General features: G+C 71.5%; 23 protein-coding genes. 18 read left to right on the top strand and 5 right to left on the bottom strand.

Going from position 1 to position 19,146, the window contains the following annotated elements; all coding sequences use genetic code 11:
* Window positions 1–143: 143 nt before the first annotated feature.
* From AB0H62_RS08545 to AB0H62_RS08515, 7 genes are all read left to right on the top strand, one after another.
* Window positions 144–1,361: an RDD family protein gene (locus AB0H62_RS08545; RefSeq protein ID WP_360584985.1), complete on the top strand. Its 1,218-nt coding sequence runs from the start codon at window positions 144–146 to the stop codon at window positions 1,359–1,361.
* A gap of 121 nt (window positions 1,362–1,482) precedes the next feature.
* On the top strand, window positions 1,483–1,938 hold the full coding sequence (locus tag AB0H62_RS08540) for a CD225/dispanin family protein (RefSeq protein ID WP_360584983.1): 456 nt from the start codon (window positions 1,483–1,485) through the stop codon (window positions 1,936–1,938).
* A gap of 57 nt (window positions 1,939–1,995) precedes the next feature.
* Window positions 1,996–2,757 (top strand): DNA repair protein RecO, encoded by a 762-nt coding sequence (gene recO, locus AB0H62_RS08535; RefSeq protein WP_220242780.1) that lies wholly within the window; start codon window positions 1,996–1,998, stop codon window positions 2,755–2,757.
* Window positions 2,758–2,800: 43 nt separating this feature from the next.
* Window positions 2,801–3,637 carry an isoprenyl transferase gene (locus tag AB0H62_RS08530; RefSeq protein WP_220242779.1) on the top strand — a complete coding sequence of 279 codons (837 nt, stop codon included), beginning with the start codon at window positions 2,801–2,803 and terminating at the stop codon, window positions 3,635–3,637.
* Window positions 3,634–4,050 carry a YbjN domain-containing protein gene (locus AB0H62_RS08525; protein WP_220242778.1) on the top strand — a complete coding sequence of 139 codons (417 nt, stop codon included), beginning with the start codon at window positions 3,634–3,636 and terminating at the stop codon, window positions 4,048–4,050. Before AB0H62_RS08530 ends, AB0H62_RS08525 begins: the two co-directional genes overlap by 4 nt.
* A 129-nt stretch (window positions 4,051–4,179) precedes the next feature.
* Entirely contained in the window at window positions 4,180–5,199 is a 1,020-nt protein-coding gene (locus AB0H62_RS08520) for a permease (protein WP_360584980.1), read from the top strand.
* Complete coding sequence (locus tag AB0H62_RS08515; RefSeq protein WP_360584978.1) at window positions 5,196–5,975, top strand: TIGR03943 family protein; 780 nt, start codon at window positions 5,196–5,198, stop codon at window positions 5,973–5,975. Before AB0H62_RS08520 ends, AB0H62_RS08515 begins: the two co-directional genes overlap by 4 nt.
* A gap of 6 nt (window positions 5,976–5,981) precedes the next feature.
* Here AB0H62_RS08515 and AB0H62_RS08510 read toward each other — a convergent pair whose 3' ends face one another.
* Both AB0H62_RS08510 and AB0H62_RS08505 read right to left on the bottom strand, forming a co-directional pair.
* Complete coding sequence (locus AB0H62_RS08510; protein WP_255638274.1) at window positions 5,982–6,425, bottom strand: Fur family transcriptional regulator; 444 nt, start codon at window positions 6,423–6,425, stop codon at window positions 5,982–5,984.
* Between the two features lie 2 nt (window positions 6,426–6,427).
* Window positions 6,428–6,829: a metalloregulator ArsR/SmtB family transcription factor gene (locus AB0H62_RS08505; RefSeq protein ID WP_220242775.1), complete on the bottom strand. Its 402-nt coding sequence runs from the start codon at window positions 6,827–6,829 to the stop codon at window positions 6,428–6,430.
* 280 nt (window positions 6,830–7,109) lie between these two features.
* Between AB0H62_RS08505 and AB0H62_RS08500 the strand changes: the two genes are divergently transcribed.
* The 4 genes from AB0H62_RS08500 to AB0H62_RS08485 all read left to right on the top strand — a co-directional run bounded on the left by AB0H62_RS08500 (window position 7,110) and on the right by AB0H62_RS08485 (window position 11,073).
* Window positions 7,110–8,219, top strand: a complete 1,110-nt coding sequence (locus tag AB0H62_RS08500; protein WP_360584975.1) for a hypothetical protein — start codon at window positions 7,110–7,112, stop codon at window positions 8,217–8,219.
* Window positions 8,220–8,225: 6 nt separating this feature from the next.
* Entirely contained in the window at window positions 8,226–8,864 is a 639-nt protein-coding gene (locus tag AB0H62_RS08495; RefSeq protein ID WP_220242773.1) for a class F sortase, read from the top strand.
* A gap of 75 nt (window positions 8,865–8,939) precedes the next feature.
* Complete coding sequence (locus AB0H62_RS08490) at window positions 8,940–9,593, top strand: class F sortase (RefSeq protein WP_360584973.1); 654 nt, start codon at window positions 8,940–8,942, stop codon at window positions 9,591–9,593.
* A 91-nt stretch (window positions 9,594–9,684) separates the two neighbouring features.
* Complete coding sequence (locus AB0H62_RS08485) at window positions 9,685–11,073, top strand: glycine--tRNA ligase (RefSeq protein WP_360585396.1); 1,389 nt, start codon at window positions 9,685–9,687, stop codon at window positions 11,071–11,073.
* Window positions 11,074–11,194: 121 nt separating this feature from the next.
* On the opposite strand, the gene AB0H62_RS08480 is transcribed toward AB0H62_RS08485, so the two are convergent.
* Genes AB0H62_RS08480 through AB0H62_RS08470 form a run of 3 tightly spaced genes read right to left on the bottom strand, consistent with a single transcriptional unit; the run spans window position 11,195 to window position 12,009 of the window.
* Window positions 11,195–11,413: an Imm1 family immunity protein gene (locus AB0H62_RS08480; RefSeq protein ID WP_360584971.1), complete on the bottom strand. Its 219-nt coding sequence runs from the start codon at window positions 11,411–11,413 to the stop codon at window positions 11,195–11,197.
* Window positions 11,361–11,660: a DddA-like double-stranded DNA deaminase toxin gene (locus AB0H62_RS08475; protein WP_360585394.1), complete on the bottom strand. Its 300-nt coding sequence runs from the start codon at window positions 11,658–11,660 to the stop codon at window positions 11,361–11,363. Before AB0H62_RS08475 ends, AB0H62_RS08480 begins: the two co-directional genes overlap by 53 nt.
* Complete coding sequence (locus AB0H62_RS08470) at window positions 11,644–12,009, bottom strand: hypothetical protein (RefSeq protein WP_220242770.1); 366 nt, start codon at window positions 12,007–12,009, stop codon at window positions 11,644–11,646. Before AB0H62_RS08470 ends, AB0H62_RS08475 begins: the two co-directional genes overlap by 17 nt.
* A 145-nt stretch (window positions 12,010–12,154) precedes the next feature.
* On the opposite strand from AB0H62_RS08470, the gene AB0H62_RS08465 reads away from it, so the two are divergent.
* The 7 genes from AB0H62_RS08465 to AB0H62_RS08435 all read left to right on the top strand — a co-directional run bounded on the left by AB0H62_RS08465 (window position 12,155) and on the right by AB0H62_RS08435 (window position 19,046).
* Window positions 12,155–13,111, top strand: a complete 957-nt coding sequence (locus tag AB0H62_RS08465; RefSeq protein WP_220242769.1) for an ABC transporter ATP-binding protein — start codon at window positions 12,155–12,157, stop codon at window positions 13,109–13,111.
* Entirely contained in the window at window positions 13,108–13,848 is a 741-nt protein-coding gene (locus AB0H62_RS08460) for an ABC transporter permease (protein ID WP_354874136.1), read from the top strand. The genes AB0H62_RS08465 and AB0H62_RS08460 overlap by 4 nt, the downstream gene beginning before the upstream one ends.
* 21 nt (window positions 13,849–13,869) lie before the next feature.
* Window positions 13,870–15,093, top strand: a complete 1,224-nt coding sequence (locus AB0H62_RS08455; protein ID WP_360584968.1) for a histidine kinase — start codon at window positions 13,870–13,872, stop codon at window positions 15,091–15,093.
* Window positions 15,090–15,695 carry a response regulator transcription factor gene (locus AB0H62_RS08450; RefSeq protein WP_360584966.1) on the top strand — a complete coding sequence of 202 codons (606 nt, stop codon included), beginning with the start codon at window positions 15,090–15,092 and terminating at the stop codon, window positions 15,693–15,695. Before AB0H62_RS08455 ends, AB0H62_RS08450 begins: the two co-directional genes overlap by 4 nt.
* 52 nt (window positions 15,696–15,747) lie before the next feature.
* Entirely contained in the window at window positions 15,748–16,389 is a 642-nt protein-coding gene (locus tag AB0H62_RS08445; RefSeq protein ID WP_255638273.1) for a YdcF family protein, read from the top strand.
* 43 nt (window positions 16,390–16,432) lie between these two features.
* Window positions 16,433–17,710 carry a deoxyguanosinetriphosphate triphosphohydrolase gene (locus AB0H62_RS08440; protein WP_220242765.1) on the top strand — a complete coding sequence of 426 codons (1,278 nt, stop codon included), beginning with the start codon at window positions 16,433–16,435 and terminating at the stop codon, window positions 17,708–17,710.
* A 247-nt stretch (window positions 17,711–17,957) separates the two neighbouring features.
* The gene (locus AB0H62_RS08435) at window positions 17,958–19,046 is read left to right on the top strand and encodes a serpin family protein (protein ID WP_360584963.1); all 1,089 of its coding nucleotides are present in this window, start codon (window positions 17,958–17,960) and stop codon (window positions 19,044–19,046) included.
* The last annotated feature ends 100 nt before the right edge of the window (window positions 19,047–19,146 follow it).

Here is a 19,146-nt window from a genome sequence, read left to right as displayed (position 1 = left end):
GGTCGCCACCCGGTGCGGACGCCTAGCTGGGCCGACCTCGTCCGGACCAGGTACGCTCCCGCGCACCGGCCCGTCCTCATCGGACTCGGCCGGTTCTCGCGTGCCACCGCGCGCGGGTCAGGACGAGCGAGGGGGAGAACACGATGACCGATCCCTACGGCCGGCCCATGGGGCAGCCGCAGGGCCAGCCGCCCTTCGGACAACCTGGTTCAGGGCAGCAGCCGTTCGGCACACCCGGCGGCTTCGGCCAGCAACCGCCCTCGGGCGGGTTCCCCCAGCAACCCGGCGGTTTCGGGCAACAGCCCGGTTTCGGGCAACCAGGTCAGGCGCAGCCGGGCTTCGGTCAACCGGACGCGCAGGGCCAGCCGGGCTTCGGACAGCCCGGTTTCGGTCAGCCGCCCGCCGGTGGTTTCGGTCAGCCGCCCGCGTTCGGGCAACCCGGTGGGTTCGGTCAGCCGAACCCGTACGGCCCGCCCGGCGGCGCCTACGCGAACTGGGGCCAGCGCGCCGGCGCCTACCTGATCGACTTCGGGCCGTTCCTCGCCGCCATCATCATCGCCTTGCTGGTCTCGATCGCCTCGGGGAGCGCCGGGGCGATCATCTACGGGCTCGCGATCTTCGGGAACATCGGCTGGCAGATCTACAACCGCTGGATCACGGCCGGAAACACGGGACAGTCGCTCGGCAAGCGCGTCGTCGGCATCAAGCTCGTCAGCGAGGCCACCGGCCAGCCCATCGGCGCCGGCATGGCGTTCCTGCGCGACCTCGCACACGTCCTCGACGGCTTCCTCTGCTCCCTCGGTTACCTGTGGCCGCTGTGGGACGACAAGTCCCAGACGTTCTCGGACAAGATCGTCGGCACGATCGTGGTGCCCGCCGACGCGGCGCCCGCGGGCCAGTTCGGGCAGCCGGGCTTCGGCCAGCAGCAGCCCTTCGGCGGCGGGTTCCCGCCCGCCGGGCAGCAGCCGGGCGGGTTCGCCCAGCAGCCCGCCGGGTTCGGGCAGCAGCCGAGCGGGTTCGGCGCGCAGCCCGGGTTCGGGCAGCCGGGTCAACCGGCCGCCGGCGGTTTCGGTCAGCCGGGTCAGGCGCCGTCGGGTGGTTTCGGCCAGCCGGGTGCCCCGGCCAGTGGCGGGTTCGCGCAGCCGGGCGCCGAGTCGCCGGGCGCGACCGCGTTCGAGCAGGCCGAGCCCACGCAGATGCTCAAGCCGGGCGGCGCTGCCCAGCCCGAGAGCGGTGCGTTCGACGGAGCCGAGCGCACGCAGATGCTGCAGCCGGGTTCGCCGGTCGCGGAAGCGCCCGCGCAGCCCGAAGAGACGCAGAAGATCCAGCCGGGCGAGTTCGGCCAGCCGCCGCAGCATTGACCCGCGAAGCCGCTGCACCGATCGACAGCGCCGGGCCACGGCTTCGATCGGGCAGGGGCGCGGACGAAGACCCGCGGCGGGGGGAGCTCGCCGGAAGCACGAGGAGTTTGGGGAACCAGTCATGACCAATCCGTACGGTCAGCCTCAGCCGCCCTACGGCCAGCAGCCGTCCGGCCCGATGCCGACGCCGTATGGCCAGCAAGGCCAGTACGGCCAGCAGGGTCAGTACGGCCAGCAGGCGCCGTTCGGGCAGCCCGGCTTCGGCCCCGGCATGGGGATGCCGCCGGGCGGCGACATCAACGCCATCAAGGAGTACAAGGGCTGGGCGATCGGCTGCATCTTCCTGATGTGGATCCTCGCGATCTTCGCGATCATGAAGTCCAACGAGGTCCGCACCTTCAAGATGCAGGGCAACTACGCGATGGCCCAGCAGGCGTCGCAGACCACGAAGACGCTGTGCCTGATCGCCACGATCGTCGGCGGCATCGGCTACGCCCTCGCGATCACGTTCCTGATCATCGGGATCGTCGCGGCGACCACGGTCACCACGTACTGCACCGGCTATTACGGCTGCTGACGCGCTGAACCAGGGTGTCTCCGCCCCGGCATCGCCCGGAAGTGGGACGATGTCGGGGTGGTGAACCTCTACCGCGACACCGGAGTGGTGCTGCGCACGCACAAGCTGGGTGAGGCCGACCGGATCATCACCCTGCTGACCCGCCGGCACGGGAAGGTCCGTGCCGTGGCCAAGGGCGTGCGCCGCACCTCGTCGCGGTTCGGGGCCCGGCTGGAGCCCTTCGGGCACGTGGACGTGCAGTTCTACACCGGCCGCACGCTCGACGTGATCACCCAGGTCGAGACCGTGGACGCGTTCGCGCTGCCGCTGGTCGCCGACTACCAGCGCTACACCGCGGCCAGCGCGATCGCCGAGACCGCCGACCGGCTCTCGGCCGAAGAGGGCGAGCCGGTCCTCAAGCTGTACCTGCTGGTCGTGGGCGCGTTGCGCGCACTCGCGGGCGGTGAACGCGACGCCTCTCTCGTCCTCGACGCGTTTTTCCTGCGGGCCATGGCCTACGCCGGCTGGGCGCCCGCCATCACCGAGTGCGCCCGCTGCGGCCTGCCCGGCCCGCACGCCGCGTTCAACGTGGCCGCCGGCGGCTCGATGTGCCCGGACTGCCGCATCGCCGGTTCCGTGCACCCCGCGCCCGAGGTGCTCACCCTGCTCGAGGCCCTGTTGCACGGCGAATGGCCGGTGGCGGAGGCCTCGCACGGCGTGACCCGGCGTGACGCGTCGGGCCTGGTGGCGGCTCACCTGCAGTGGCACCTCGAACGCCAGCTGCGTTCGCTTCCACTGGTCGAACGGCGTGCCCGGGAGACGGTGACACCGGCCAAGTAGGGTCTTGCGCGTAGGAAATTTTCACTCTTCCAGGAGGCGCGAAGTGCTGCGCAGGGGACGCGAGGTCCGGGCGTCGGGGTACGAGCTGCGGGCACCGGATCCGCACCCGTCGGGAGCCAGGCCACCGGAGATCCCGAAGGATCTCGTGCCGAAGCACGTGGCACTGGTGATGGACGGCAACGGGCGCTGGGCCAACCAGCGCGGCCTGCCCCGCATCGAGGGTCACAAGCGCGGCGAGGCCGTGATGATCGACGTCGCCAGCGGCGCCGTCGAGCTCGGCGTGAAATGGCTTTCGGTCTACGCGTTCTCCACGGAGAACTGGAAGCGCAGCCCGGAGGAGGTGCGTTTCCTCATGGGCTTCAACCGCGACACCATCCGGCGCCAGGTCGACTACCTTGGCTCGATCGGCGTGCGCATCCGCTGGGCGGGGCGCCGGCCGAAGCTGTGGGCCAGCGTGATCAAGGAGCTGCAGGTCGCGGAAGAGAAGACCAAGAACAACACGGCGCTGAACATGACGATGTGCGTCAACTACGGCGGGCGCGCGGAGCTGGGTGACGCGATGCGCCGGATCGCCCAGGACGTGGTCGAGGGCAAGCTCAAGGCCGACAAGATCGACGAGCGCACGATCGCGAAGTACCTGTACCAGCCCGAAATGCCCGACGTCGACCTGTTCCTGCGGCCCTCGGGCGAGCAGCGCACGTCGAACTTCATGCTGTGGCAGTCGGCGTACGCGGAGATGGTCTTCCAGGACACGCTCTTCCCCGACTTCGACCGCACGCACCTGTGGAACGCCTGCCTCGAGTTCGCCAAGCGCGACCGCCGGTTCGGTGCCGCGGTCGACCAGGCGGAAGCCGAGCGCGCGGCCGGGGAAGCGTCGTGAGCACCTCGGAGGCCGCCGAAACGGCGGCGCTGCTCGGGCTCGCACGCGAGGCCCTCGAGCGCTACCTCGACGTCAACGTGGACGACGACGGCGCGATCACCTTCCGCCACGCCGAGGTCCCGTGCGTCATCCAGGCCACGCGCCTGGCCGACGGGCTCACGGTGCTGAGCCTGACCTGCGTGGTGGCGTGGGATCTGCCGGACAACCCGGCGATCGCCGTCGCCGTGGCCGAACGCGCGGGGCAGGGCCTGTTCGGCACGCTCGGCGTCGGGCACACCGACAGCGGAGTCGACGTGACGCTGCGCTACGCGTTCCCGGCCGAGGGCATGGACCCGTCGGCGCTGGGCACGTTGCTGATGCTCGTGGTCTCGACCGCGTCGCAGCTGCGGACGGAACTGCCGGGTCTGGACTGAGGTTCGCGCCCGGCTTGTCCGATTGACGGGGGCGCGAACGGCGGATTCGGGCCGAAACCGGTCCGAGCGGTCCCCTCGTGCTGTGTCCCGCTGGGATCGGGCGGGCCCGGGCTGGCATCATCGGGCCTCGTGAAAACCCTTGTCGACAACGCGCCCGAGCAGAAGCGGCGCGCGCGGCGGATCCGGGTCAGCTCGATCGAGATCCTCTGCGCGGTGCTGCTCGTCGCGATCCTCGCGCAGGGCCGGTTGCAGGACCTGTTCGACGTGCCCGCGCTGCGCACCGGCTCCACGGTGTTCGTCGCCGTGTGCGTGCAGGCGCTGCCGTTCCTCGTGCTCGGCGTGCTGATCAGCGGTGCGATCGCCGCGTTCGTGCCCGCGCGGGTGCTGGAACGCGTGCTGCCCAAGCGCGCGAGCGCGGCGGTGGGGGTCGCCGGGCTCGCCGGCGTCGCGCTGCCCGGGTGCGAGTGCGCGTCCGTGCCGGTGGCGCGGCGGCTGATCGGCCAGGGGGTCGCGCCGGCCGCGGCGCTCACGTTCCTGCTGGCGGCGCCCGCGGTGAACCCGGTGGTGCTGGTGGCCACGGCGGTCGCGTTCCCCGGGCGGCCGGAGATGGTGCTGGCGCGGTTCCTGGGCTCGCTCGCGACGTCGATGGTGATGGGCTGGATCTGGGCCCGCTGGGGCAAGCTCTCGTGGATCACCGAACGCGCGCTGCGGCGGCTGCCCGACGTCGAGCCGGGGCAACGCTGGAAGGTCTTCGCGGAGACCGCGCGCACGGATCTCGTTGAGGCAGGCGGATTTCTGGTCTTGGGCGCGCTGATCTCGGCGACGCTCAACGTGCTCGTGCCCGCGAAGTGGTTCGGGGTGCTGGCGGACCAGGTCGTGGTCGGCGTGATCGTGATGGCGGTGCTGGCCGTGGTGCTCGCGCTGTGCAGTGAGGCCGACGCGTTCGTGGCCGCTTCGCTGACCGCGGTGCCGCTGCTGCCGAAGCTGGTGTTCCTCGTGGTCGGCCCGGCGATCGACGTGAAGCTGTTCGCGCTGCAGGCCGGCACGTTCGGGAAGTCGTTCGCGGTGCGGTTCGCGCCGGTGACGTTCGTGGTCGCCCTCGCGTGCGGCACGATCGTGGGCGCGCTGCTGCTGGGCGGTGCGCGATGAGGCGCGAGACGCAGAACGTGCTGCTGATCCTCCTTGGCGGGGCGCTGGTGAAGATCGCGGTGAACGGCGACTACCTGCGCTACGTCAAGCCCGCGCAGCAGCCGTGGATCATCGCGGGCGGCGTGGTGATGCTGGTGCTCGGCACGGTCGCGATCCTGCGTGACCTCGTGGCGGCGCGGGCCGCGGCGAAGGCGGCGGCGCTCGAGTCCGAGACAGCCGGCCACGAGGCCCTTGAAGGACACGACCACGTCGACGACGGCCACGGGCACGCCCATTCGGCGCGCTCGGCCTGGCTGCTGGTGGTGCCCGTGCTCGCGGTGTTCCTGGTGGCCCCGCCCGCGCTCGGCGCCGACTCGGTCACGCGCACCACGGCTCGCGTGCCGCAGAGTGCCGCGACCACGTCGGCGGCCGCGTTCCCGCCGTTGCCGGCGGGCAAGGTCGTGGAGCTGGCGATGAACGAGGTCGTCACGCGCGCGGGCTGGGATTCCAGCGGGACGATGAACGGCCGGACCATCGGCATGTCCGGGTTCGTCGTGCACGAGGGCAGCACCACGCTGCTGGCGCGTCTGGTGATCAGCTGCTGCGCCGCCGACGCGGCACCCGTCACCGTGCACCTGAAGGGCGGGGCCGCCGACCGGTTCCCGAGCGACACGTGGCTGCGGGTCACCGGACTGGTCGTGCCGGGCACGGCCAACGAGAACAACTCGTACACGCCCGATTTCGTGCCCGCGACCGTCGAGCGGATCGACGCGCCGAAGGACCCCTACGAGTACTGAGCGACCTCAGCTCGCGTGCTCGGCGCAGGTGCCCGTGATCTCCACGGTGTGGCTGATGTCGGAGAACCCGTGCTCGGAGGCGATCTTCTCGGCCCAGCGCTCCACGGCGGGGCCCTCGACCTCCACCGTGCGCCCGCACACGCGGCACACCAGGTGATGGTGGTGGTGCGTGGAGCAGCGGCGGTAAATGGCCTCGCCGGAGTCGGTGCGCAGCACGTCGATCTCGCCGGCCTCCGAAAGCGACTGCAGCGTGCGGTACACGGTGGTCAGGCCGATGCCGTCGCCCCGCTTACGCAACTCGTCGTGCAGCTCCTGCGCGGAGCGGAAGTCGTCGACCGTGTTGAGCAGGTCGACGACCGCCGTGCGCTGCTTGGTCGAGCGGCGCCCGGGCACGGGGGCGGAGTTGGGGGTGGGGGCCGGTGGAGGCGCCGAGTGGGGGGTCGAGGTCATGGTCACTTCCCTTCCTGCACGTGGGCGACCGCGTCGACGACGATGTGGGCCAGGTGGTCGTCCACCAGGCGGTACACGACTTCCCGGCCCCGGCGTTCGCCCTGCACCACACCCGCCGTCTTCAGCACCCGCAGGTGCTGGCTGATCAGCGGCTGAGCGACGTCGAGGGCGTCCACCAGCTCGTGGACGCACCGGTCGGCCTCGCGCAGCTGCAGCACGATGGCGATCCGGACGGGGGCGGCGAGCGCGCGCAGCAGGTCGCCGGCGTCGGCGAGCGCGGCGCCCGACGGACCCAGCGGACCTGCCGAGGGACCGGAAGCCTCGAGCGGGCCGGCCGGCGCCGTCGCCGGATCACCGGACGTGCCGGTGCCGGCCGAAAGAGCGCCCGTGCTGGCCGGTGCCATCGTTGCCTCCCCTTGCGCGCGAAGCCACCGGACGAGCCGGCGGGTTCCGAAGTCGGATGTCATTGTCGACAACGGTCACGGTCATCGTAGTGTTCCCCTCAGTCGCCCCTGTCGGTCACCGGTCACTCACACCAGTCTCACCCGATCGGGTGAGTTCGTCAGGAATCGGCACTTCGGCTTCGCAACCGGTGGCCGACGGTGCAAGGTTGGCGTGGGGCGTTTCGTCGCTTCTCGTACGCTGACGATCCGCCCGAATCGAGGCGGAGGCAGTGGGGAGACAATGACTCGTTTCGTTACGAAGGCAGCGATCCTGGCGGTGGCGGCGTTGCCCGCGCTCGCTCCGGTGGCAGCTGCCCAGACGACGCAGACCGTGAAGGCCGTCGACGAGAAGACCGGTCCCGTGTCGTTCGCCAACGTGGCGTCGGTGCGGCTGGGCTCCGACCCGCAGCACGGCGGCTCGCTGATCACTGAGACGCAGCGTTCACCGCTCACCCCCGGCCAGTCGAAGCTTTCGGCCGACCGCGTGGCCGTGCCGAAGAACGACGGCGAGAGCTCGACGTTCGGCGGCAACTGGGAGGTCGACCTCGGCAAGTTCGGCGCCGCGGCCACGAACCCCTACCCGGCCGGGATCGCGAGCCGCGACCACAACGTCGTCGCCGCCCTCCAGGCCACGAACGTGCCGACGGCCGTCGCCGAGACCAACTACGCCCTGCGCGACAACGCTCGCAGCAAGGCGCGCCCGGTCGACAACACGATGCTGGTGCTGGAAAGCGCGCGCAGCGCCGCCGACTGCTCGGCCCCGAACAAGGCCACCGGCACCACCACGCTCACCCGGCTCTGGGTGCGCGGCGAGGACGACACTCTCAAGCAGGTCGCGATGCCCGCGGGCGCGGCCTCGCTGAGCGTGAAGAACCTGCGCATGGGCGCCCCCAGGGTCATCGACGGGGCCGACCCCACCAAGTCGCTCTCGGACGTCGTGGTGTCCCGTGTGTCCTCGTTCGACCAGCTGATCAGGCAGGACGGCTGGCGCAACGGCGACGTCACGGCTCAGGCCGGCTGGCGCGTCGACGTGACCACACACGTCCTCGACAAGTCGGGTGAGGCGCTGCCGGACGTGAGCACCACGCTGGTGCTCGGCGGCGTGAGCTGCTCGATCCCGAAGAACTTCGTCGCCGTGTCCGGTGGCAACGGCAACGGCAACGGCGCGACCGCGACGCAGCCGCCGGTGCCCACCGAGGTCCCCGCCGGTTACCTCGGCACGACCGCGGCGGCCCCGTCGAGCGACTACCGCCTGCCGCTGGGCCTCGGCCTGCTGGTCGCCGGCCTGGTGTTCGGCGGGCTCGCGATCGGGCTGGGCCGCAGGCGCACGGCGCGCTCGCGCGGCGAGTAGGTCCGCGTGCTGCGCACCGCGCTGACCGTCGTGTCGGCAGTGGTTGCCGTGCTCGCGCTGGCCGCGGGCGTGGTCGTGCTGACCTGGGGGCCCGCGCCTGTGCCCGCCGCCGCGGCGGAACCCCCACCCGGCTCGCTGCCGGGTGAAGACGGCGCGCCCGCCGAGCTGCCCGCGGACGGCGCCGCGGTCGGCGTGCAGCGCCCCGGCAGTATCCGGCTGCCCGACGGGTCCGAGGCCCGGCTCGTGCGCACCGAGGTGACGCGCGACGGGATCCTGCCGATCCCGCGAGGCCTCGGCGACGCCGCCTGGTGGGGCGCGCGCCTCGGCGCGAAGCAGGGTGCGGCCGTGCTGTCCGGTCACGTGAACTGGGCCGGCACGAAGGGACCGTTCGACGACCTGTGGCGAGTGCGCACGGGCGACAACGTGAGCATCGTCGACTCCTCGGGCGGGCGCTGGCTCTACCGCGTGACCGGTGCGGCAACCCTGCGCAAGGAGCAGCTCCCGGAGCAGGCGCCGCAGTGGTTCGCGCAGACCGGGCCGCACCGGCTGGTGCTCGTGACGTGCGGTGGCGACTACATCGGCGGCACCGAGGGCTACGACGAGAACCGCATCGTCACGGCGAACCTGGTTTCGCGTCCGGACTGAGCACGATCGGGTGCAACCCCGGCCGCGTCCCGCGGCATGTCTTCCTGCGCACGACACACCGGAGCAGGGAGCACGATGCAAGGGACACAGGAACGGCCCGCGAGGACCAAGTGGGTACTGGCCGCCGTCGGGGCCGTGGTGGTGGCGGCGCTCGTCGCCGCCCTCCTGATTTTCACGGGAAAGAATGAACCCGGTCTCGCCAGCGGCGCGGCCTCGGTACCGGTACCGGCGGCGGGAGCGGGGGCTGCGCAGCAGTCGGCGCAGAAGCAGGCCGCCCCGGGGCAGACGCCCGGCACCGTGCTGCTGCCCGGTGGGGGAACGGCGAAGCTCGTGCAGGAACCCGTGGGTGACGACGGCGCGCTGGTGATCCCGCAGAGCCTCGCCGAGGCCGCGTGGTGGGGCTCGGGACTGGGGGCCGATCAAGGCGTCACGCTCTTCTCCGGCCACGTGAACTGGAAGGGCCGCACCGGGCCGTTCGACCAGCTGTGGCAGGTCGAGCAGGGCCAGACGGTGACGGTCACCGACACCGCGGGGGGCAAGTGGAACTACCGCGTCGACGAGGTCCGCACGATCCACAAGTCCGGGCTCGCCGCGGAGTCCGCGAAGCTGTTTTCCCCGGACGGGCCCCACAAACTGGTGCTCGTCACGTGCGGTGGCGACTACGTCGGCGGCACCGAGGGCTACGACGACAACCGGGTCGTCACGGCGTCGCTGACAGGCCGGCCCTGAGCCCTGCTCACCTCGCCGGAAGCACCGCGGGGGCGGCCGGATACGCTGAACCTCCTAGTCCAACCGTCCCCGCATGCGTCCGGAGCGTGGAGTGCCCGCCAACACCATCGAAACCGTCGTCAGTCTGTGCAAGCGCCGTGGCTTCGTCTTCCCGTCGGGAGAGATCTACGGCGGCACCAGGTCGGCGTGGGACTACGGGCCTCTCGGCGTGGAGCTGAAGGACAACATCAAGCGCCAGTGGTGGAAGACCATGGTGCAGGGCCGCGAAGACGTCGTCGGTCTCGACTCGTCCGTGATCCTTCCGCGCCAGGTCTGGGTCGCCTCGGGTCACGTGAACGTGTTCACCGACCCGCTGATCGAGTGCCTCCACTGCCACAAGCGCTTCCGCGCCGACCAGCTCGCCGAGGACTACGAAGGCCGCACCGGCAAGGCGACGTCGGAGGACGACCTGTCCGACGTGCCGTGCCCCAACTGCGGCACGCGCGGCAAGTACACCGCGCCGCGCGACTTCAACATGATGCTCAAGACCTACCTCGGCCCGGTCGAATCCGAAGAAGGCCTGCACTACCTCCGCCCGGAGACCGCGCAGGGCATCTTCGTGAACTTCCTCAACGTGCAGACGGCTTCGCGCAAGAAGCCGCCGTTCGGCATCGGCCAGGTCGGCAAGTCCTTCCGCAACGAGATCACGCCGGGCAACTTCATCTTCCGCACGCGCGAGTTCGAGCAGATGGAGATGGAGTTCTTCGTCGAGCCGGGCGAGGACGAGCGCTGGCACCAGTACTGGATCGACGAGCGCACCAAGTGGTACACGGACCTCGGCATCAAGCCGGAGAACCTGCGCCACTTCGAGCACCCCAAGGAAAAGCTCTCGCACTACGCGAAGCGCACCGTGGACATCGAGTACCGGTTCGACTTCAACGCGGGCCAGGAGTGGGGCGAGCTCGAGGGCATCGCCAACCGCACCGACTTCGACCTCACCACGCACTCGAACCACTCGGGCGTGGACCTGTCGTTCTTCGACCAGGCCTCCGGCCAGCGCTACCGCCCGTTCGTGATCGAGCCGGCGGCCGGTGTCGGCCGCTCGATGATGGCGTTCCTCGTCGACTCCTACGACGAGGAAGAGGTGCCCAACGCCAAGGGCGGCACCGACAAGCGCACCGTGCTGCACCTCGACCCGCGGCTCGCGCCGTTCAAGGCCGCGGTGCTGCCGCTCTCGCGCAACGCCGACCTCTCGCCCAAGGCGCGCGACCTCGCCGCGACCCTGCGCACGCACTGGAACGTCGACTTCGACGACGCCCAGGCCATCGGCCGCCGCTACCGCCGCCAGGACGAGATCGGCACCCCGTACTGCGTCACCGTGGACTTCGACTCGCTCGAGGACCAGGCCGTCACGGTCCGCGAACGCGACAGCATGACCCAGGAACGCATCGCGATCGACAAGGTCGTGGACTACCTGGCGCCTCGCCTGCTCGGCTGCTGAAGCTTTTCGTACGCGGCCCTTCCCCGGTTTCTCGGGGGAGGGCCGTTGTGCGTTGTGGCTGCCCCTGACACCTGTCACGGTCACGACGTGACGCTGGGCCTGAGGCCCGAAGAATCCGGTGTCAGACTTCCCGCCATGGCACGGTTTCCGGCAGCTTTCCGGTGCGCACGAATTCCTGGACGGCTGCGACCACCTGGGCGATGGGCAGTCCTGTCCCGGCGGAGAAGTCGGCGTCGCCTGGCGCGGCAGGCGACGCCGGGTCGCCGTCGGTGACGACGAATGTCGCGTCATCGGCGTATTGCAGGTAACCCCAGCCGTCGCGAATGGCGACGTCCAGCACCCACGGTTTCGTTGCGCAGGTTTTGTTCCCGCATCGCGACCGCGACCTTTATCTCGACGTGGGTGGCCAGACGACTCACTCGGCGCGACAGACCGTTGAGCCGGACGAAGTTTTCCACCTTGCCGTAGAACTCGTCGCCCTTGCCGCTGGCCATCGGCACCGCCGCGCCGTCGCTGCGCACCCACTCCCCGGAAGCTTCACTTCGGAGCCTCTCGGCCCGGCCGACCCGTTCACGAGCTTGTTCGATCCGCTCGGCGCGCGGGTACTGGTGCCGGCTGGGGTTCGGCCTGTGCCGGCGCCTCCCGTGCCGCCGGCGTCGGGGCCGGCGGATCCACTCCGAGGCTGTCCAGATACCTGGTCAGCAGTGTTTCCGCCTCTCCCGTGCCGGCGAGACACGCTCCGATACCGGTCGCCATTGTTTCGGCCAGCGCGGGCAACTGGGCGGCCTCGGCGTCGTTCGTGCTCGCCAGTGCTTGCCCCCACGATGCGGCCGCCTCGACGGCCAGGCCGTGGCTCGTCGCCAGTGCTGCGCGGGCCGACGCGATCAACGCCAAGCCGTCGCGCAGTCGTGCGGTCAGCTCGTCGACGAAGGGCACGGAGGGGAGCCTACGGGCGGCTTGGATGTCGCAGGTGCTTCGTCAGCATCGACGGAGCGCCACCCCTGACCCCTGACACCTGTCACGGCAACGACGTGACGCTCGGCCTGCTGGCCGACGCCGAAACGCCGGCAGTCTTCAGGGCATGGAAACCACACAGGCCACGCGCGGGGCGCGGGACGTCGCGGCGGGGGCCGCCGTCCGGTTGAGCGGGTTGAAGAAGCACTACGGCGAGGTGCGGGCCGTCGACGGGGTCGAGTTGACGATCGCGCCGGGTGAGGTGGTGGCGCTGCTCGGGCCCAACGGGGCCGGCAAGTCCACGACCGTCGACATGATCCTGGGGCTCAGCAAGCCCGACGCGGGCGACGTCACGGTGTTCGGCAAGACGCCGGCCGACGCGGTGCGCGCCGGGATGATCGGGGCGATGCTGCAGGGCGGGGCGCTGCTGGAGGACCTGACCGTGCGCGAGACCGTGCGCATGGTCGCGAAGCTGCACCGCACGCCGATGCCGCTCGACCAAGCGCTGCAGCGCGCCGGTATCGAGGACATCGCCGACCGGCGGGCCAACAAGCTCTCCGGTGGGCAGAAGCAGCGCGTGCGCTTCGCCGTCGCGCTGGTTTCGGACCCCGACCTGCTGGTGCTCGACGAGCCGACGGCCGCCATGGACGTGGGCACGCGGCGCGAGTTCTGGAAGTCCATGTACTCCTTCACCGACAGCGGCCGCACGGTCCTGTTCGCGACGCACTACCTGGAAGAGGCCGAGGAGTTCGCCGACCGCGTGGTGCTCATGCGGGCCGGGCGCGTGGTCGCCGACGGGTCCGTCGCGCAGGTGCGCGCGCTGGCCGGCGGGCGCACGATCCGGGCCGTGCTGCCCGGCGCCGGCGAGGAGACCGAGCGGCTCGTGGCGACGCTGCCCGCGGTGACCGACTTCGAGCTGCGCGGCGAGCGCGTCGCGATCTCCAGCAGCGAGTCGGACGCCACGCTGCGCGCGCTGATGGCCGCCGTGCCGGCCGTGCACGACATCGAGATCGGCGCCGTCGGCCTCGAAGGCGCGTTCCTTTCCCTGACCAGCGACGAAAACCAGGAAGAAGCAGCCCGATGAACCCGTCCTACCTCGCCGTCGAGATCCGGCGGCTGTTCCGCTCCATGCGGTTCCTCATCTTCGTCGTCGCCTTCCCCGTGGTGATGTTCCTGTTGCAGGCCAACGTCTTCACGAAGGCGACCGACCCGGACCACGCCGCGGTGGTGGCCGTGGTGATGGTCAACATGATGGCGTTCGGCCTCTTCGCCGCGGCGACCACCAACGGCACGCGCCTGGCCCTCGAACGCGCCAGCGGCTGGCAGCGGCAGCTGCGGCTGACCCCGCTGTCGGGTACGTCCTACCTCGGCGGCAAGGCCGTGGCGGGCATGCTCGTGGGCCTGCCCGCGCTGCTGCTGGTGCCGCTCGTGGCGATCTTCGTCGAGGGCGTGCACCTCGACGGGGCCGGCTGGCTGCGCGTGATCATGGGCCTGTGGCTCGGCACCATCCCGCTCGTGCTGCTCGGCCTGCTGATCGGCCAGATCGCGACGCCGGAGTCGATGCAGCCCATCTCCATGATCGTGATGCTCGGCATGGGCTTCCTCGGCGGCCTGTGGATCCCGCTGGAAGGCATGCCGGCGTGGATGCAGGACGTGTCGCAGCTGCTGCCCACCTACTGGCTGATCGGGCTGGTGCGCCCGGCCGTGACCAACGAGCTGCTCGTGAGCTTCCCGACCGCGCTCGCGGTGCTGGCGGGCTGGGCTGTGGTCCTCGGAGCGCTCGTGATCAGGCGATACCGTAAGGACAGCGCCCGGGTCTGACCGGGACAGGAGGGAACGACGGTGCAGCGCACGAAGGAAGAGCCCGCGTCGATCGCGGTCACCCGGTTCCGGTTCGCGCTGAACGACCGGGCCTCCTGGTGGGACGATCCGATGGTCGGCCACCGGGGCGGGCCCAACAAGATCGGCTGGCCGATCTTCGCGGTGGTCTTCCTGCTTCCGTTCCTGATTCCGGCCACGCACGGGCTGATCGAGAACTCCGACCCGATGTGGGCACGGGTGCTGATGGGTGTGCTGTTCTACGTCTACGGCGCCTGCTACGCGGTTTTCCCGGTGGTGTTCGGCAAGCCGACCAGGGTCAAGCTCGTCTTCGGTTGTGTGATGCTGGCGCTGGGCCTGTTCTCGACGCTGCTCACCGACGTCAGCCCGTACATCCTGCTCTACGCCACCGCCACACTCGCGTTCCTCTTCCCTGCCGGCTGGGCGGCGATCCTCGACACGCTGGCGCTGGGTTCCGTGGCGATCGTGCTGCTGGCCGGGGGCAAGATCGACGCCGACGGCGGCGACCTGATCTCTGTCGCCTCGATCACGCTGGCGATGTTCTTCATGGCCAACCTCATCCGCGCCATCCGCCGCCTGGAGCGGGCCAATGAGGAGATCGCGACCCTCGCCGTGGCCAACGAACGCCAGCGCGTGGCCCGCGACCTGCACGATCTGCTGGGCCACAGCCTCACCACGATCACCGTGAAGGCCGGCCTGGCGCGGCGGGTGCTGGAGAGCTCCGGCGACATCGGGCGCGCGGTCGAGGAGATCCGCGAGGTCGAGGGCCTCACCCGCAGCGCGCTGTCGGACGTGCGGCTGACCGTGTCGGAGTACCGCGAGGTGTCGCTGGCCGCGGAACTCGCCGGGGCGCGCGCGGCGCTGCGGGCGGCGGAGATCGAGGCGGACCTGCCCTACGCCGTGGACAACGTGCTGCCGCAGCTGCAGAGCACCTTCGGCTACGTGCTGCGCGAAGCGATCACCAACGTGCTGCGCCACTCCGGGGCCAACCGCGTCAGCGTGCGCTTCGGGCGCGACTGGCTCGAGGTGGAGGACGACGGGGCCGCGGCGGACGCGGCGCAGGGCAACGGGCTGCGCGGGCTGACCGAGCGCGTCGGCGGCGTCGGGGGGACGCTGCGCAGCGGGCCGCGGCCCGGGGGAGGATGGGTGGTCCGGGCGGAGGTTCCGGAACCGGAGCCGCCGGCCGTCCAGGTCGTGCGCGCCGAACCCGCGGGAGGACTTGCGTGATCCGCGTTCTGCTGGCCGACGACCAGGCGATGGTGCGGGGAGCCCTGGCCACGGTGCTCGGGTTGGAGGCCGACATCGAGGTCGTTGCGCAGGTCGGGTCGGGGGACGAGGTGCTGGCCGCGGCGAAGGAGTCGGCGCCGGACGTCGCGCTGCTCGACGTGCAGATGCCCGGGAAGGACGGCCTCGCGGCGGCCGCGGAGCTGCACACCGCGCTGCCCTCGTGCCGCGTGATCATCTGCACCACCTTCGGCCGGCCCGGGTACCTGGCGCGCGCGATGGCCGCGGGCGCCGCGGGGTTCGTGGTGAAGGACGCGCCGCCGGAGCAGCTCGTGGAGGCCGTCCGGCGGGTCCACAGTGGACTGCGCGTGGTGGATCCCGCGCTGGCGGCCGAATCGCTGGCGACCGGGGCGAGCCCGCTCACCGGGCGGGAGTGCGACGTGCTCTCGACCGCGCGCGACGGCAGCACGGTCGCGGACATCGCGAAGGCGCTGTTCCTCTCGGAAGGCACTGTGCGCAACCACCTTTCGGCCGCGATCGGCAAGACGGGCGCCCGCACGCGCGCCGAGGCCGTGCGGCTGGCGGAGGAACGCGGCTGGCTCTGACGCCCGGGGTGCCTGCGCCGGAATCGCGTGCGGCTCTGAAAAGATGGCGGGCATGAGAACACCACCCACGCCTGTGAGCTGGCTGCGCCGCATCGCGTTCGGCGGGGTGCTCGTGGTGCTCGCCGTCGTCGGCGGCACGGCGTTTCGCGTGTGGCAGGTCGCGCGCGAGAACGACCGCACACCGGCCGACGTGATCGTGGTGCTGGGGGCAGCGCAGTACAACGGCAAGCCGTCGGACATCTTCATGGCGCGGCTGGAAAAGGCGCGCCAGCTCTACGACGCGGGTGTCGCGAAGACCGTGGTGACCGCCGGCGGAAAGAAGGCGGCCGACAACTTCACCGAGGCCGCGGCCGGCGCGCGGTGGCTGAACCAGCACGGCGTGCCCGCGTCGGCGACGCTGGCGGTCGGCGAGGGCAGCGACACGCTGCGGAGCCTGCGGGCCGTGGCCGACCAGGTGCAGGCGCGCGGCTGGCACACGGCAGTGCTCGTGAGCGACCCGTGGCACTCCTACCGCGCGCGGACGATGGCGTCGGACCTCGGTCTCGACGCGTGGACCGCGCCGACGCACAGCGGCCCGATCGTGCAGGAGCGCGTGACGCAGGTCCGCTACATCTTCCGCGAGACGGGCGCGCTGCTGTTCTACGAGCTCACGAAATCGCCGGCCGACGAGCTGTTCGACACCTTCATGGGCTGAACTTCCCCGGGGAATTGTCGGTGGCCGCGCTTAAGCTGACCGGGTGAGCGACGGGTACTCCGAGTACGACCGCGCCCGGGTGCTGGCCGAGGCACCCAAGGGCGCGGCGCTGGCCGGCGCGCGGCCCGACGGGCGCAGCGGCTTCGCGCGCGACCGTGCCCGCGTGCTGCATTCGGCCGCGCTGCGGCGGCTGGCGGGCAAGACGCAGGTGGTCGGTCCCGGCGAAGGGGCCGAGGTCAGCGGGGTGCCGCGCACGCGGCTCACGCATTCGCTGGAGGTCGCGCAGATCGGGCGCGGCATCGCCGAGGAGCTGGGCGCCGACCCGGACCTCGTCGACACGGCCGGGCTCGCGCACGACATCGGGCACCCGCCGTTCGGGCACAACGGCGAGCAGGCGCTCGACGACGTCGCCCAGGCGTGCGGCGGGTTCGAGGGCAACGCGCAGACGTTGCGCATCCTCACGCGCCTGGAACCGAAGTCCCTCGACGACGCCGGCGCGGCGGCGGGCCTCAACCTCACGCGCGCGTGCCTCGACGCGACCACGAAGTACCCCTGGCGGCGCCGGCCGGGGCAGCAGAAGTACGGCGTGTATGCCGACGACGTGCCCGTGTTCGAGTGGGTGCGCTCCCGCGCGCCGGGCGAGCGGCGGTGCCTCGAGGCCCAGATCATGGACTGGTCCGACGACGTGGCCTACTCCGTCCACGACGTCGAGGACGGCGTGCTGGCGGGGCGAATCTCGCTGAGCGTGCTGGCGGATCCGGACGAACGCGCGGCCGTCGCGGAGGCCGCGGCACGGCACTTCTCCACGCTGTCGGCGTCCACTTTGGAGGGCGCGGCCAAGGAGCTGCTCGACCTGCCCGTGGTGGCCGCCCTCGTCCGCACGGCTCCGGACGGCTCGCTGCGCGCCCAGGTGGCGCTGAAGCAGCTGACGAGCGAGCTCGTGGGTCGCTTCGCCTCCGCCGCGGTCACCGGCACCCGCAGCGTCTACGGCGAGGGCCCCCTGCTGCGCTACGCCGCCCGTCTCGCCGTCCCGGACCAGGTCGCGGCGGAGGTCGCGCTGCTCAAGGCGCTGGCTCTGCGCTACGTCATGAGCGACCGCCGCCGCCTCGCCATGCAGGACGGCCAGCGCGAGCTGATCGCGCAGCTGGTCGCCGCTCTCCTGCGCCGCGCACCGGAGTCCCTGGACCCGCTTTTCGTACCCCCGTGGCACGCGGCCGCCGACGACGCCGCGCGCCTGCGGGTGGTCGTCGACCAGGTCGCCTCGCTCACCGACGCGCAAGCCCACGAATGGCACCGCTGGCACGTGGGCCGGCACGTCTGACCTGCCGCTGTCTCGACCATCCGCCTTCTTGACCACCGCCCTGCCCTCTGCGCTCCGCTTGCCGACGGCCTTCGCAGTCCTGCCAACCCCACCCCCAATGTGGCGTTGGTTGCGCTCAACGCACCGAACGCCACATTGGGGTGCTGCGGCCGGTCGGAGGGGAGAAGCGGAGCCCGAGTGGGGGAGGCGAGGCTTCGGCTGATCGGTTCCGTGCCGCCGGAACCACCCGGTCGGGTACGGTCGCCGCATGGCCGTGGACAGCCACTTGGACTTCACGCTCGCCCTGGGACGCACCGCCGCGGCGGGTGGGGGTGACGCGTGTTTTTCGCCGTACTCAGCGGCCAGCGCGCTGGGCCTGGCGGCCCGGGCGGCGCGGGGGCGGACCGCCGAGGAGCTGCGCAAGCTCCTGGCCACCAGCGACGCCGACCTGGACGCGCACGCCACGGTGCTGCGCGACGCCGCGGCGCTCGGCGACGAAGCCCAGCTGGCCGTGGCCAACACGCTGTGGGCGTCCGACACCATCACCGTCGAGAGCGCCTTCCTCGACCAGCTCGTCACCTGGCCCGGCGGCAAGGCCGAAACCGCGCCCTTCACGACCGACCCCGAAGCCGCGCGCGGGCTGATCAACACCGACGTCGACCGGATCACCCACGGCCTGATCCCGGAGCTGCTGCCCTCGGGCACGATCAGCGCCGACACCCGCGCCAGCCTCGTCAACGCGCTCTACCTCAAGACCGCCTGGCGCCACCCGTTCCCCGACGGCGCCACCGCCCGCGCCGACTTCCACAGCCCCGGGGCGACCCGCCGAGTGCCGACCATGCACCTCGAAGAGACCGTCGGCTACCACCACGCCGGCGGCTGGCAGGTCGTCAGCCTCCCCGCGCAAGGCGGCGTCGAAGCCGTCGTCCTGCTCCCGGACGGCGACCTCGCACCCGCCGAAGCCGCGCTCGACACGCGGAACCTCAAGCAGCTCCTCGACGGCCCGAAACGCCGCAAGGTGCGTCTCTCGCTGCCCAAGATCAAGCTCGACGTCCGCACCGACCTCGACGGCGCCCTGCACGCGCTCGGCGTGCACGAGGTGTTCACCACCGACGCCGATCTCACCGGGCTCACCGCCGCGCGCCCGCTGTGGGTCGACAGCGTGGTGCACCAGGCCGTGCTGCGCCTCGACGAGCAGGGCCTCGAAGGCGCGGCCGCCACGGCGATCCAGATGCGCACGTTGTCCCTGTCCACGGCCGAGCCGCTCGAAGTCGCGGTGGACCGGCCGTTCCTCCTGCTCGTCCGGCACGCCGGCACCGGCGCGGTGTACTTCTTCGCGCGGGTGGTGCGCCCGTAGTGAGTCTTTTCCAACCGGAAGCGAGGACCGAACTGATCCCCGCCGTTCCCGGGCCGTCCGCGCCCGCCGCCACGCCGAAGCTGCGCCCGTCGTGGGCCGA

Origin of the sequence: Amycolatopsis sp. NPDC050768, from assembly GCF_040654155.1 — a bacterium.
In the GTDB taxonomy this organism is placed as follows: Bacteria; Actinomycetota; Actinomycetes; order Mycobacteriales; family Pseudonocardiaceae; genus Amycolatopsis.
Note: the sequence above shows the minus strand (reverse complement) of the source record. Positions and strands in the feature narration are given on the sequence as shown.